The 12,565-nt window shown below is 58.6% G+C and carries 27 protein-coding genes; all 27 read left to right on the forward strand.

Annotated elements, in window-relative coordinates; all coding sequences use genetic code 11:
* The coding region (locus ACYVNQ_RS04765) for an EF-Tu C-terminal domain-related protein (protein ID WP_080363168.1) at positions 1-103 on the forward strand (103 nt) is incomplete at its 5' end.
* A gap of 130 nt (positions 104-233) precedes the next feature.
* A complete protein-coding gene (gene rpsJ / locus ACYVNQ_RS04770; protein ID WP_111487235.1) occupies positions 234-545 on the forward strand; it encodes a 30S ribosomal protein S10 in 312 nt (103 codons plus the stop codon).
* A gap of 209 nt (positions 546-754) precedes the next feature.
* Positions 755-1,414 (forward strand): 50S ribosomal protein L3, encoded by a 660-nt coding sequence (gene rplC / locus ACYVNQ_RS04775; protein WP_460901129.1) that lies wholly within the window; start codon positions 755-757, stop codon positions 1,412-1,414.
* Positions 1,414-2,034, forward strand: coding sequence for a 50S ribosomal protein L4 (rplD, locus tag ACYVNQ_RS04780; protein WP_459707954.1), 621 nt, complete (start codon positions 1,414-1,416; stop codon positions 2,032-2,034). The genes rplC and rplD overlap by 1 nt, the downstream gene beginning before the upstream one ends.
* Entirely contained in the window at positions 2,031-2,345 is a 315-nt protein-coding gene (gene rplW, locus ACYVNQ_RS04785) for a 50S ribosomal protein L23 (RefSeq protein WP_007730525.1), read from the forward strand. Before rplD ends, rplW begins: the two co-directional genes overlap by 4 nt.
* Positions 2,346-2,347: 2 nt before the next feature.
* Entirely contained in the window at positions 2,348-3,175 is an 828-nt protein-coding gene (gene rplB, locus ACYVNQ_RS04790; RefSeq protein ID WP_460901130.1) for a 50S ribosomal protein L2, read from the forward strand.
* 10 nt (positions 3,176-3,185) lie between these two features.
* Complete coding sequence (gene rpsS / locus ACYVNQ_RS04795; RefSeq protein WP_460901131.1) at positions 3,186-3,461, forward strand: 30S ribosomal protein S19; 276 nt, start codon at positions 3,186-3,188, stop codon at positions 3,459-3,461.
* Between the two features lie 12 nt (positions 3,462-3,473).
* The gene (gene rplV, locus ACYVNQ_RS04800; RefSeq protein ID WP_011490054.1) at positions 3,474-3,803 is read left to right on the forward strand and encodes a 50S ribosomal protein L22; all 330 of its coding nucleotides are present in this window, start codon (positions 3,474-3,476) and stop codon (positions 3,801-3,803) included.
* A gap of 11 nt (positions 3,804-3,814) precedes the next feature.
* Positions 3,815-4,633, forward strand: a complete 819-nt coding sequence (rpsC, locus tag ACYVNQ_RS04805; protein WP_460901132.1) for a 30S ribosomal protein S3 — start codon at positions 3,815-3,817, stop codon at positions 4,631-4,633.
* Positions 4,634-4,635: 2 nt separating this feature from the next.
* A complete protein-coding gene (rplP, locus tag ACYVNQ_RS04810; protein WP_460901133.1) occupies positions 4,636-5,052 on the forward strand; it encodes a 50S ribosomal protein L16 in 417 nt (138 codons plus the stop codon).
* Positions 5,053-5,061: 9 nt separating this feature from the next.
* Positions 5,062-5,256: a 50S ribosomal protein L29 gene (rpmC, locus tag ACYVNQ_RS04815; protein WP_460901134.1), complete on the forward strand. Its 195-nt coding sequence runs from the start codon at positions 5,062-5,064 to the stop codon at positions 5,254-5,256.
* Positions 5,253-5,525 carry a 30S ribosomal protein S17 gene (gene rpsQ, locus ACYVNQ_RS04820; protein WP_460901135.1) on the forward strand — a complete coding sequence of 91 codons (273 nt, stop codon included), beginning with the start codon at positions 5,253-5,255 and terminating at the stop codon, positions 5,523-5,525. Before rpmC ends, rpsQ begins: the two co-directional genes overlap by 4 nt.
* 338 nt (positions 5,526-5,863) lie before the next feature.
* Entirely contained in the window at positions 5,864-6,232 is a 369-nt protein-coding gene (gene rplN / locus ACYVNQ_RS04825) for a 50S ribosomal protein L14 (RefSeq protein WP_007730565.1), read from the forward strand.
* Positions 6,233-6,241: 9 nt separating this feature from the next.
* On the forward strand, positions 6,242-6,550 hold the full coding sequence (gene rplX, locus ACYVNQ_RS04830; RefSeq protein ID WP_460901136.1) for a 50S ribosomal protein L24: 309 nt from the start codon (positions 6,242-6,244) through the stop codon (positions 6,548-6,550).
* 16 nt (positions 6,551-6,566) lie between these two features.
* Positions 6,567-7,106: a 50S ribosomal protein L5 gene (gene rplE, locus ACYVNQ_RS04835; protein ID WP_006052214.1), complete on the forward strand. Its 540-nt coding sequence runs from the start codon at positions 6,567-6,569 to the stop codon at positions 7,104-7,106.
* A gap of 7 nt (positions 7,107-7,113) precedes the next feature.
* Positions 7,114-7,419: a 30S ribosomal protein S14 gene (gene rpsN, locus ACYVNQ_RS04840; protein ID WP_460901137.1), complete on the forward strand. Its 306-nt coding sequence runs from the start codon at positions 7,114-7,116 to the stop codon at positions 7,417-7,419.
* A gap of 15 nt (positions 7,420-7,434) precedes the next feature.
* The gene (gene rpsH, locus ACYVNQ_RS04845) at positions 7,435-7,830 is read left to right on the forward strand and encodes a 30S ribosomal protein S8 (RefSeq protein ID WP_175227714.1); all 396 of its coding nucleotides are present in this window, start codon (positions 7,435-7,437) and stop codon (positions 7,828-7,830) included.
* Between the two features lie 20 nt (positions 7,831-7,850).
* Complete coding sequence (rplF, locus tag ACYVNQ_RS04850; protein WP_460901138.1) at positions 7,851-8,381, forward strand: 50S ribosomal protein L6; 531 nt, start codon at positions 7,851-7,853, stop codon at positions 8,379-8,381.
* A gap of 12 nt (positions 8,382-8,393) precedes the next feature.
* Positions 8,394-8,759, forward strand: coding sequence for a 50S ribosomal protein L18 (gene rplR, locus ACYVNQ_RS04855; protein ID WP_007730600.1), 366 nt, complete (start codon positions 8,394-8,396; stop codon positions 8,757-8,759).
* A 15-nt stretch (positions 8,760-8,774) separates the two neighbouring features.
* Positions 8,775-9,293, forward strand: coding sequence for a 30S ribosomal protein S5 (rpsE, locus tag ACYVNQ_RS04860; protein WP_175227717.1), 519 nt, complete (start codon positions 8,775-8,777; stop codon positions 9,291-9,293).
* An 11-nt stretch (positions 9,294-9,304) separates the two neighbouring features.
* Positions 9,305-9,487, forward strand: coding sequence for a 50S ribosomal protein L30 (gene rpmD / locus ACYVNQ_RS04865; protein WP_460901139.1), 183 nt, complete (start codon positions 9,305-9,307; stop codon positions 9,485-9,487).
* Positions 9,488-9,517: 30 nt separating this feature from the next.
* A complete protein-coding gene (rplO, locus tag ACYVNQ_RS04870; RefSeq protein ID WP_460901140.1) occupies positions 9,518-9,952 on the forward strand; it encodes a 50S ribosomal protein L15 in 435 nt (144 codons plus the stop codon).
* A gap of 47 nt (positions 9,953-9,999) precedes the next feature.
* A complete protein-coding gene (gene secY, locus ACYVNQ_RS04875; RefSeq protein WP_460901141.1) occupies positions 10,000-11,346 on the forward strand; it encodes a preprotein translocase subunit SecY in 1,347 nt (448 codons plus the stop codon).
* Positions 11,347-11,353: 7 nt separating this feature from the next.
* A complete protein-coding gene (gene infA / locus ACYVNQ_RS04880; protein WP_004521905.1) occupies positions 11,354-11,572 on the forward strand; it encodes a translation initiation factor IF-1 in 219 nt (72 codons plus the stop codon).
* Between the two features lie 20 nt (positions 11,573-11,592).
* On the forward strand, positions 11,593-11,709 hold the full coding sequence (gene rpmJ / locus ACYVNQ_RS04885) for a 50S ribosomal protein L36 (protein ID WP_004199844.1): 117 nt from the start codon (positions 11,593-11,595) through the stop codon (positions 11,707-11,709).
* 42 nt (positions 11,710-11,751) lie between these two features.
* On the forward strand, positions 11,752-12,117 hold the full coding sequence (gene rpsM, locus ACYVNQ_RS04890; protein WP_219798721.1) for a 30S ribosomal protein S13: 366 nt from the start codon (positions 11,752-11,754) through the stop codon (positions 12,115-12,117).
* A 27-nt stretch (positions 12,118-12,144) separates the two neighbouring features.
* Positions 12,145-12,549 carry a 30S ribosomal protein S11 gene (rpsK, locus tag ACYVNQ_RS04895; protein ID WP_017777173.1) on the forward strand — a complete coding sequence of 135 codons (405 nt, stop codon included), beginning with the start codon at positions 12,145-12,147 and terminating at the stop codon, positions 12,547-12,549.
* Positions 12,550-12,565 lie beyond the last annotated feature (16 nt).

A 12,565-nucleotide genomic window follows, 5' to 3' on the forward strand; every position in this document is an offset into this window, starting at 1 on the left:
GAAGCTGATCGCTCCGATCGCGATGGAAGAAGGTCTGCGCTTCGCAATCCGCGAAGGTGGCCGTACCGTCGGCGCCGGTGTCGTTGCCAAGATCATCGAGTAAAATCGCTGGTTTGCTGTAAGTAGTAGATGGTGCCCAGGGTGAGGGCGCCCGCTCTCGCGGAAGTCCTCGCCCTTCGTTCTTTTATTAATTGGCGGTGCAACATCGCCTCGCTCTTTTCCAAGGAATTGTCATGCCGAACCAGAAAATCCGCATCCGCCTGAAGGCTTTCGACTACCGCCTGATCGACCAGTCGGCAGCCGAAATCGTCGATACCGCGAAGCGGACTGGTGCAATCGTTCGTGGCCCGGTGCCGCTGCCGACCCGCATCCAGCGTTTCGACATCCTGCGTTCGCCGCACGTGAACAAGACGTCGCGCGACCAGCTCGAAATCCGAACCCATCTGCGCCTGATGGACATCGTCGACCCGACGGACAAGACCGTCGACGCACTGATGAAGCTGGATCTGCCGGCTGGCGTGGACGTCGAAATCAAGCTGCAGTAAGCGCTCGCAGTCGCCTCACGCGGCGCTCAAGTTATGCAGCGCCGCTAAGTCTTTGATTGCTTGCGGAAAACGAAAAGCCTCGCTATAATGCAAGGCTTTTCGCGCATTTGCGCAAAAATAGCCGTTGCAATCCGCGCCTCGCAGAGGCCTCCGGAAGCGGTATTTTGTAAATTAGCCCCGACCAATCGCAGTCGGGAATGGAGAAAACGATGAGCCTTGGACTCGTAGGTCGCAAGGTTGGCATGACCCGTATCTTTACGGCTGAAGGGGATTCGATTCCCGTCACCGTGCTGGACGTGTCCGACAACCGCGTGACGCAGATCAAGACTGTTGAATCCGACGGCTACACGGCCGTTCAGGTCGCTTTCGGTACGCGCCGCGCATCGCGCGTCATCAAGCCGATCGCAGGTCATCTCGCCAAAGCCGGTGTTCAGGCCGGTGAAATCCTGAAGGAATTCCGTATCGACGCAGCCAAGGCAGCCGAGCTGTCGAATGGCGCTATCGTCGGTCCGGATCTGTTCGAAGTAGGCCAGAAGGTCGACGTGCAAGGTGTGTCGATCGGTAAGGGCTACGCCGGTACCATCAAGCGTCACAACTTCAAGTCGGGCCGCGCGTCGCACGGTAACTCGCGTTCGCACAACGTGCCGGGCTCGATCGGTATGGCGCAGGATCCGGGTCGTGTGTTCCCGGGTAAGCGCATGACCGGCCACATGGGTGACGAAACGGTCACCGTGCAGAACCTCGAAATCGCTCGTATCGACGGTGAGCGCAAGCTGCTGCTCGTCAAGGGCGCCGTTCCGGGTGCTAAGGGCGGTAAGGTCTTCGTGACGCCGGCTGTGAAGGCACGTGCAGCGAAAGGAGCGAAATAATGGAACTTAAGCTCCTGAATGCTGATGGTCAGGAAGGTGCAGCAGTTACCGCGTCGGACGTCGTGTTCGGCCGTGACTACAACGAAGCGCTGATCCACCAGATCGTGGTTGCGTACCAGGCCAATGCTCGCAGCGGCAACCGTGCGCAGAAAGACCGTGAGCAGGTGCATCACTCGACCAAGAAACCGTGGCGTCAGAAGGGTACGGGCCGCGCTCGTTCCGGTATGACGTCGAGCCCGTTGTGGCGTGGCGGTGGTCGGATTTTCCCGAACTCGCCGGAAGAAAACTTCTCGCACAAGGTCAACAAGAAGATGCATCGCGCAGGTCTCTGCTCGATCTTCTCGCAGCTGGCCCGCGAAGGCCGTATCTCGGTGGTCGACGAGCTCACGCTCGAAGCGCCGAAGACCAAGCTGCTGGCTGAGAAATTCAAGGCAATGGGTCTCGAGTCCGTGCTGGTCATTACCGACACGGTTGACGAGAACCTGTACCTCGCGTCGCGCAACCTCGCCCATGTGGCAGTTGTCGAGCCGCGTTACGCCGACCCGCTGTCGCTGATCTACTTCAAGAAAGTCCTGATCACGAAGGCTGCGGTCGCCCAGATCGAGGAGTTGCTGTCATGAGCGAAGTTCGCAAAAACGATCATCGTTTGATGCAAGTTCTGCTCGCGCCGGTGATCTCCGAAAAGGCGACGCTGGTGGCCGACAAGAACGAACAAGTCGTGTTCGAAGTTGCGCCGGATGCTACGAAGCAGGAAGTTAAGGCTGCTGTCGAGCTGCTGTTCAAGGTGGAAGTCAATTCCGTCAACGTGCTGGTCCAGAAGGGCAAGGCCAAGCGCTTTGGCCGCTTCATGGGCAAGCGCAAGGACGTGAAGAAGGCGTATGTCTGCCTGAAGCCCGGCCAGGAAATCAACTTTGAAGCGGAGGCCAAGTAATCATGGCAATCGTTAAAGTTAAGCCGACTTCGCCGGGTCGCCGTGCGATGGTCAAGGTGGTGAACAAGGACCTGCATAAAGGCAAGCCCTTCGCACCGCTGCTCGACGTGAAGAAGTCGAAAGCAGGCCGTAACAACAACGGCCGCATCACCACGCGCCATCAAGGTGGTGGTCACAAGCAACATTACCGCATGGTTGATTTCCGTCGCACGAAGGACGGCATTCCGGCAAAGGTCGAGCGTCTCGAGTACGACCCGAACCGCAGCGCGAACCTCGCACTGGTGCTGTACGCAGACGGCGAGCGTCGCTACATCATCGCGCCGAAGGGCGTGGCGGTTGGTCAGCAACTGATGTCGGGCTCGGAAGCGCCGATTCGCGCAGGCAACACGCTGCCGATCCGCAACATCCCGGTCGGTACGACGATTCACTGCATCGAAATGATGCCGGGCAAGGGCGCGCAAATCGCGCGTTCGGCAGGTACGTCGGCGATGCTGCTGGCTCGTGAAAGCGTGTACGCACAGGTGCGTCTGCGTTCGGGCGAAATTCGCCGCGTGCACGTCGAGTGCCGCGCGACGATCGGTGAAGTAGGCAACGAAGAGCACAGCCTCCGTCAAATCGGTAAGGCAGGCGCGAACCGCTGGCGCGGTATCCGTCCGACGGTGCGCGGCGTTGTCATGAACCCGGTCGATCACCCGCACGGTGGTGGTGAGGGCAAGACGGCAGCAGGTCGCCATCCGGTGAGCCCGTGGGGCACGCCGACGAAGGGCTATCGCACCCGCAGCAACAAGCGCACGACGAGCATGATCGTCCAGCGCCGTCACAAGCGTTAAGGAGCAGACAATGGCACGTTCAATCAAAAAAGGTCCGTTCTGCGACGCTCATTTGCTGAAGAAAGTTGAGACGGCTGCAGCTACGCGCGACAAGAAGCCTATCAAGACCTGGTCGCGTCGTTCGACGATCCTGCCGGACTTCATCGGTCTGACGATCGCCGTTCATAACGGCCGTCAACACGTTCCGGTGTATGTCACGGAAAACATGGTCGGCCACAAGCTTGGCGAGTTCGCTTTGACCCGTACGTTCAAGGGTCACGCGGCCGACAAGAAGGCCAAGAAATAAGGGGCAATCAAGATGGAAGTGAAAGCAATTCATCGCGGTGCCCGCATCTCGGCGCAGAAAACGCGCCTTGTGGCTGACCAGATCCGCGGTTTGCCGGTCGACAAGGCGCTGAACGTTCTGACGTTCTCGCCGAAGAAGGCTGCGGGAATCGTGAAAAAGGTCGTGCTGTCGGCGATCGCGAATGCGGAGCACAACGAAGGCGCCGATATCGATGAGCTCAAGATTACGAGCATCTACATCGACAAGGCAGCTTCTCTCAAACGGTTCACTGCGCGCGCGAAAGGCCGTGGCAACCGCATCGAGAAGCAATCCTGTCACATCACTGTGACGGTCGGGAATTAAGGAGCCATACGATGGGACAGAAAATTCATCCGACTGGCTTCCGCCTGGCCGTCAGCCGCAATTGGGCTTCGCGTTGGTACGCGAGCAACACCAATTTCGCGGCGATGTTGCAGGAAGACATCGGTGTACGTGAATACCTGAAGAAGAAGCTGAAGAACGCTTCGGTCGGCCGCGTCGTTATCGAGCGTCCGGCGAAGAACGCGCGCATCACGATTTACAGCTCGCGTCCGGGCGTGGTGATCGGCAAGAAGGGCGAAGACATCGAACTGTTGAAGACGGAACTGCAGAAGCGCATGGGCGTTCCGGTCCACGTCAACATCGAAGAAATCCGCAAGCCGGAAACCGACGCGCAACTGATCGCCGATTCGATCACGCAACAGCTCGAGCGCCGGATCATGTTCCGTCGCGCGATGAAGCGTGCAATGCAAAACGCGATGCGTCTGGGTGCTCAAGGCATCAAGATCATGAGCGCTGGTCGTCTGAACGGCATCGAAATCGCCCGTACCGAGTGGTATCGCGAAGGTCGCGTGCCGCTTCATACGCTGCGTGCCGACATCGACTACGCAACTTCGGAAGCGAAGACGACGTACGGCATCATCGGCGTCAAGGTGTGGGTCTACAAGGGCGACACGCTCGGCCGTAACGATGCGCCGGTCGTGGAAGAAGTTGCCGAAGAAAAGCGTCCGCGCCGTAACGCGCGCCCGGGTGGCGATCGCCGTCCGCGTCGCGATGGTGAAGGCGGCGGCCCGGCAGGTGCACGTCGTGGCGGTCCCCGTCGTGGCGGCGCCGGCGGCGGCAGTGCCGGTGGCGATGGCAAGACTGGAGAATAACGATGCTGCAACCGAAACGCAGGAAGTATCGCAAAGAGCAAAAGGGCCGTAACACCGGTGTGGCGACGCGCGGCAACGCAGTGTCGTTCGGTGAATACGGTCTGAAGGCTATCGGTCGCGGCCGCCTGACCGCGCGTCAGATTGAAGCAGCGCGTCGTGCAATGACGCGTCACATCAAGCGCGGCGGCCGCATCTGGATCCGCATTTTCCCGGACAAGCCGATCTCGCAAAAGCCGGCTGAAGTACGTATGGGTAACGGTAAAGGTAACCCTGAGTACTACGTCGCCGAGATTCAACCGGGCAAGATGCTGTACGAAATGGACGGCGTAACCGAAGAACTGGCGCGCGAAGCGTTTCGTCTGGCTGCAGCAAAGCTGCCGCTGAAGACGACCGTCATCGTTCGTCAGCTTGGCGCCTAAGGAGTGATGATGAAGGCTTCCGAACTTCACCAGAAAGATAAGGCCGCGCTCGACAAGGAGCTGTCGGACCTGTTGAAGGCGCAATTCGGCCTGCGCATGCAACTCGCGACCCAGCAGCTCACCAACACGAGCCAGCTGAAGAAGGTTCGTCGCGACATCGCACGTGTGCGGACCGTCCTGACTCAGAAGGCGAACCAGAAATGAACGATAGCGTAAAAACAGCGCTTAAGCGGACGCTGGTCGGCAAGGTCGTCAGCAACAAGATGGACAAGACGGTCACCGTGCTGGTTGAGCACCGCGTCAAGCACCCGATCTACGGCAAGTACGTCGTGCGCTCGAAGAAGTACCACGCGCATGACGAAGCGAACACCTACAACGAGGGTGACCTCGTTGAAATCCAGGAAACTCGTCCGGTCTCCAAGACGAAAGCCTGGGCGGTGTCGCGCCTTGTCGAGGCTGCACGCATCATCTGATGCAGTCTGCATGCAGTAGAAGTAATTGAAGTCGCAGTAGATTTCGCTTGCAGGGCCGAGATTATTTGATATAATCTCGGTCTTCCCTCATTTATGGGATCCCGGCTGTAGCCTGTTGTTTGCAACACGCAATGCACCTGGCAAAGCGGCGGGCGAAATCGTAGGTGGGAAGCCGGTTCGGGCGTCAGCCTGTGCCGAAGGATTCACCGGATTGCGATGGCGGGTTTCGTTTGCCGTCGCTGCCTGTTCTAACCCAAGCAGCCACACGGCTGACGGGACCAAGACTGACCGGATGTGCCATGGTGGTACGACCGGATTAAGTTGGGAAAAGTTAAACCATGATCCAGACCGAAACTCGGCTTGAAGTGGCCGACAACACGGGTGCACGCGAAGTTATGTGCATCAAGGTGCTCGGCGGCTCGAAGCGTCGTTATGCCAACATCGGCGACATCATCAAGGTGACTGTCAAAGAGGCAACGCCGCGCGGGCGCGTGAAGAAAGGCGAAATCTACAACGCCGTGGTGGTTCGCACCGCCAAGGGCGTGCGCCGTCAAGACGGCTCGCTGATCAAATTCGACGGCAACGCCGCCGTACTTTTGAATACCAAGCTCGAGCCCATCGGCACCCGCATTTTCGGGCCGGTCACGCGTGAGCTGCGCAGCGAACGCTTCATGAAGATCGTTTCGCTGGCGCCGGAAGTGCTGTAAGGAGCCGAGATGAACAAGATTCGAAAGGGCGATGAAGTCATCGTTACGACCGGCAAAGACAAGGGCAAGCGTGGTGTTGTGCTGGCCATTGGCGATGAGCGCGTGACGGTCGAAGGCCTCAATATCGTCAAAAAGCATGTGAAGCCGAATCCGATGAAGGGTACGACGGGTGGTGTGGAGGCGAAGTCGATGCCGCTGCAGATCTCTAACGTAGCTCTCGTCGACGCGAATGGTAAGCCGTCGCGTGTCGGCATCAAGGTCGAAGGGGACAAGAAGGTTCGGTTCCTGAAGACGACCGGTGCCGTGCTGGGCGCCTGACGCTGCGGAGTAAAAAATGGCACGTTTGCAAGAATTTTATAAAGAGAAGGTTGTTCCCGGCCTGATCGAGAAGTTCGGTTACAAGTCCGTTATGGAAGTGCCGCGCATCACCAAGATCACCCTGAATATGGGCCTTGGCGAAGCGGTCGCTGACAAGAAGATCATCGAGAACGCCGTTGGCGATCTGACGAAGATCGCGGGTCAGAAGCCGGTGATCACGAAGGCACGCAAGGCAATCGCGGGCTTCAAGATCCGTCAGGGCTATCCGATCGGTGCGATGGTCACGCTGCGTGGTCAGGCGATGTACGAATTTCTGGACCGTTTCGTGACGGTTGCGCTGCCACGTGTGCGCGACTTCCGTGGCGTGTCGGGTCGTGCATTCGACGGTCGCGGCAACTACAACATCGGTGTGAAAGAGCAGATCATTTTCCCCGAAATCGACTACGACAAGATCGACGCGCTGCGTGGGCTGAACATCAGCATCACGACTACCGCGAAGACTGACGACGAAGCAAAGGCACTGCTCGCCAGCTTCAAGTTCCCGTTCAGAAACTGAGGTTACCGTGGCTAAACTGGCACTGATCGAACGTGAGAAGAAGCGTGCTCGCCTCGTCGCGAAGTATTCGACGAAGCGTGCTGAGCTGAAGGCGATCATCGACGACCAAGCAAAGTCGGACGAAGAGCGTTATGCCGCTCGTCTGGATCTGCAACAACTGCCCCGCAACGCAAACCCGACGCGTCAACGTAACCGTTGCGCGATCACGGGTCGCCCGCGTGGCACGTTCCGTAAATTCGGCTTGGCCCGTAACAAGATTCGCGAAATCGCGTTCCGCGGCGAGATCCCTGGCCTGACCAAGGCGAGCTGGTAATAGGAGAAACATAAGATGAGCATGAGTGATCCTATCGCCGATATGCTGACTCGCATCCGCAACGCGCAGATGGTCGAGAAAGTTTCGGTGACGATGCCCTCGTCAAAGGTCAAGATTGCAATCGCGCAGGTCCTGAAGGACGAAGGCTATATCGACGACTTCGCAGTGAAGTCCGAAGGCGCGAAAACTGAGCTGAACATCGCTCTGAAGTACTACGCTGGCCGTCCGGTTATTGAGCGCCTCGAACGCGTCTCGAAGCCTGGTCTGCGTGTGTACCGCGGCCGCAACGACATTCCGCAGGTCATGAACGGCCTCGGTGTTGCAATCGTGTCGACGCCCAAGGGTGTGATGACTGACCGCAAGGCTCGCGCTACAGGCGTGGGCGGCGAAGTCATCTGCTACGTCGCTTAAGGCCGAAAGGAGAGAGAAACATGTCTCGAGTAGGTAAAAGCCCCATCGTGCTGCAAGGCGCAGAAGTGGCGATCAGCGACGAGCGCATTACCGTCAAGGGTCCGCTGGGCACGATCTCGCAAAACGCGAATCGTCTGGTGAAGGTGGTGAACGACAACGGCACGCTGAAATTCGAGCCGACTGACGAGAGCCGCGAAGCAAATGCGATGTCGGGCACGATGCGCGCGCTGGTGGCGAACATGGTGAACGGCGTGACGAAGGGTTTCGAGCGCAAGCTGACGCTGGTTGGCGTTGGTTATCGTGCACAAGCGCAAGGCGACAAGCTGAACCTGTCGCTGGGTTTCTCGCACCCGGTGGTGCACCAGATGCCGGAAGGCATCAAGGCTGAAACCCCGTCGCAAACCGAAATCGTGATCAAGGGGATCAACAAGCAGCAGGTCGGCCAGGTTGCCGCAGAAGTGCGCGGCTACCGCCCACCCGAGCCCTACAAGGGCAAAGGCGTGCGCTATGCCGACGAGGTTGTGATCCTCAAAGAAACGAAGAAGAAGTAAGGGTGCGCAATCATGGATAAGACTCAATCTCGCCTGCGCCGCGCTCGTCAGACGCGCGTCAAGATCGCCGAGCTGCAGGTCGCACGTCTGGCCGTGCATCGCACGAACACGCACATCTATGCGCAAGTGTTCTCGCCGTGCGGCACGAAAGTGCTCGCCAGCGCGTCGACGCTCGAAGCCGAAGTGCGTGCGCAACTGGCTGACCAGTCGGGCAAGGGCGGCAACGTCGCCGCTGCCACGCTGATCGGCAAGCGTATCGCTGAAAAGGCTAAGGCTGCCGGCATCGAATCCGTCGCCTTCGACCGCTCGGGTTTCCGCTACCACGGCCGCGTGAAAGCGCTGGCTGATGCCGCGCGCGAAGCCGGGCTCAAGTTCTAAGGGAAGGAATTCGTCATGGCAAAGATGCAAGCGAAAGTTCAGGCTGACGAACGCGACGACGGCCTTCGTGAAAAGATGATCGCGGTCAATCGCGTGACCAAGGTGGTGAAGGGCGGCCGGATTCTCGGCTTCGCTGCACTGACCGTGGTTGGCGATGGCGATGGCCGTGTCGGTATGGGCAAAGGCAAGGCGAAGGAAGTGCCGGTCGCTGTCCAGAAGGCAATGGAACAAGCTCGTCGCAACATGTTCAAGGTGCCGCTTAAGAACGGCACGCTGCAACACGAAGTGCACGGTAAGCACGGCGCATCGATGGTCCTCCTCGCTCCGGCGAAGGACGGTACCGGTGTGATCGCCGGCGGTCCGATGCGCGCGGTGTTCGACGTGATGGGTGTGCAGAACGTGGTGGCGAAGAGCCACGGTTCGACGAACCCGTACAACCTCGTTCGTGCGACGCTCGACGGTCTGCGCAAGCAGTCCACGCCGGCTGATATCGCGGCGAAGCGTGGCAAGTCCGTCGAAGACATTCTGGGCTAAAGGTGGGCACCATGTCTGAAAAAACAGTGAAGGTTCAGCTCGTCAAGAGCCTGATCGGCACGCGTGAAACGCACCGTGCAACGGTGCGTGGCCTGGGCCTGCGCCGACTCAACTCGGTCAGCGAGCTGCAGGACACGGCGGCCGTGCGCGGCATGATCAACAAGGTTTCGTACCTCGTTAAGGTCATCGGTTAAGCGGCTGATCGGGTACTCAAGGAGTTGATAATGGAATTGAATAACCTGAAGCCGGCAGAAGGCGCGAAGCACGCAAAGCGTCGCGTTGGGCGCGGCATCGGCTCTGGCCTGGGCAAGACCGCAGGTCGTGGTCACAAGGGTCAGAAATCGCGTTCGGGCGGCTTCCACAAGGTCGGCTTCGAAGGCGGTCAAATGCCGCTGCAACGTCGTCTGCCGAAGCGCGGCTTCACGTCGCTGACGAAGGAATTCGTTGGTGAAGTGCGTCTGGGTGATCTGGAAAAGCTGCCGGTCGACGAAATCGATCTGCTGGCTCTGAAGCAAGCTGGCTTGGTGGGCGAGCTGACGAAGAGCGCCAAGATCATCGCGACGGGCGAGCTGAAGCGCAAGATCCTCGTGAAGGGTCTGGGTGCGACGAAGGGTGCGCGCGCTGCAATCGAAGCGGCCGGCGGCTCTTTTGCCGAGTAACGTGCAAAGCATTTTGCCGTCACTAGCATTTGCATCGGAGAAGGTACTTGGCTAATAGTCCGAGTCTCGCAAAACCGGGTCGAAGCGCGGCGAAGTTTGGCGATCTGCGTCGGCGTGCAGTGTTCCTGCTGCTGGCGCTGGTCGTCTACCGTATCGGTGCGCATATTCCGGTGCCGGGCATCGATCCGGATCAACTGGCAAAGCTGTTCCAAAGCCAGGCGGGCGGCATCCTTGGCATGTTCAACATGTTCTCGGGTGGTGCGCTTTCGCGATTCACGATTTTTGCGCTGGGGATCATGCCGTACATCTCGGCGTCGATCATCATGCAGCTGATGGCAATTGTCTCGCCGCAGCTGGAAGCGCTGAAGAAAGAAGGGCAGGCAGGGCAGCGGAAGATTACGCAGTACACGCGGGTCTTCACGGTGCTGCTGGCGACGTTCCAGGCATTCGGCATTGCCGTTGCGCTTGAGAACCAGCCGGGCCTGGTGATCGATCCAGGCATGGTGTTTCGCCTGACGACGGTCGTAACGCTGGTGACCGGCACGATGTTCCTGATGTGGCTCGGTGAGCAGATCACGGAACGCGGCTTGGGCAACGGCATTTCGATCATCATTTTCGGTGGTATCGCGGCGGGCTTCCCGAATGCGATCGGTGGTCTCTTCGAACTGGTTCGCACCGGCTCGATGTCGATCATCTCGGCGATCATCATCGTGGCGTTGATTGGGGCTGTGACGTACGTGGTGGTGTTCATCGAACGCGGCCAGCGCAAGATCCTCGTGAACTATGCGAAGCGTCAGGTCGGTAACAAGATTTACGGCGGACAGTCGTCGCATCTGCCGCTGAAGCTGAATATGTCGGGCGTGATTCCGCCGATCTTTGCATCGTCGATCATCCTGTTCCCGGCAACGATCCTGAACTGGTTTAGCACGGGATCGAATACGGGTTGGTTCGCCGAAACGCTGCACAACGTGGCCGAGGCGTTAAAGCCTGGTCAGCCGGTGTATGTGTTGTTGTATGCGTTGGCGATTGTTTTCTTCTGTTTCTTTTACACCGCGCTGGTGTTCAACAGCAGGGAAACTGCCGACAACCTGAAGAAGAGCGGCGCTTTCGTTCCGGGTATCCGCCCGGGCGATCAGACGGCGCGTTATATCGATCGGATCCTCACGCGTCTGACGCTGGCTGGTGCGATCTATATCGTGTTCGTTTGCCTGCTGCCCGAATTTTTGGTGCTGCGCTGGAACGTGCCGTTTTATTTTGGTGGAACGTCGCTGCTGATCATCGTCGTCGTCACCATGGACTTCATGGCCCAGGTGCAGTCGTACGTTATGTCGCAACAGTATGAATCGCTGCTGAAGAAAGCCAATTTCAAAGGCGGCGGCGTCCCAATGCGCTAAAGGACTTATGGCCAAAGACGATGTAATCCAGATGCAGGGAGAAGTCATTGAAAACCTGCCTAACGCTACCTTCAGGGTAAAGCTGGAGAACGGCCATGTCGTTTTGGGACATATTTCCGGCAAGATGCGGATGCACTACATCCGTATCCTGCCTGGCGACAAGGTGACAGTTGAGTTGACGCCCTACGATCTGTCGCGTGCGCGGATCGTGTTCCGGGCGAAGTGATTTGAAAAAAGGGTAATATCATGAAAGTGATGGCATCGGTTAAGCGCATCTGCCGCAACTGCAAGATCATCAAGCGCAAAGGCGTTGTCCGCGTGATTTGCAGCTCTGATCCGCGCCACAAACAGCGTCAAGGCTGAACGGCCACGCTTTTGCTTGCGCTTTTTGTTTGAGGAAAAACAATGGCTCGTATCGCAGGGGTTAACATCCCGAATCACCAGCACACCGAAATCGGCCTGACGGCAATTTACGGTGTTGGCCGCACGCGCTCGCGCATCATTTGCGAAGCTGCTGGTGTGGCATTTTCGAAGAAGGTCAAAGACCTGAACGACGCAGACCTCGAAAAGCTGCGTGAAGAAGTCGGCAAGTACATCGTCGAAGGCGATCTGCGTCGCGAAACGACGATGAACATCAAGCGCCTGATGGACCTCGGCTGCTACCGCGGCGTGCGCCATCGCAAGGGCTTGCCCCTGCGCGGTCAGCGCACGCGTACCAATGCGCGTACGCGTAAGGGTCCGCGTCGCGCAGCGCAATCGCTGAAGAAGTAAGCGGGACTGACAGTTACAGGAAAACGTATGGCTAAGGCTTCGAACAACACCGCGGCGCAACGCGTTCGCAAGAAGGTTAAGAAGAACGTCGCCGAGGGCGTGGTTCACGTTCACGCGTCGTTCAACAACACCATCATCACGATCACCGATCGTCAGGGCAACGCGCTTGCCTGGGCGACCTCCGGTGGCCAGGGCTTCAAGGGTTCGCGTAAATCGACCCCGTTTGCAGCTCAGGTGGCGGCCGAGTCGGCTGGCCGTGTGGCGATGGAATACGGCGTAAAGAACCTCGAAGTGCGGATCAAGGGCCCCGGCCCTGGCCGTGAGTCGGCGGTGCGCGCGCTGCATGGTCTTGGCATCAAGATCACCGCGATCTCCGATGTGACGCCGGTTCCGCACAACGGTTGCCGTCCGCCGAAGCGTCGTCGTATCTAAGACACGCTTGTTGCCT

The sequence above is a fragment of the Paraburkholderia jirisanensis genome (assembly GCF_054782355.1).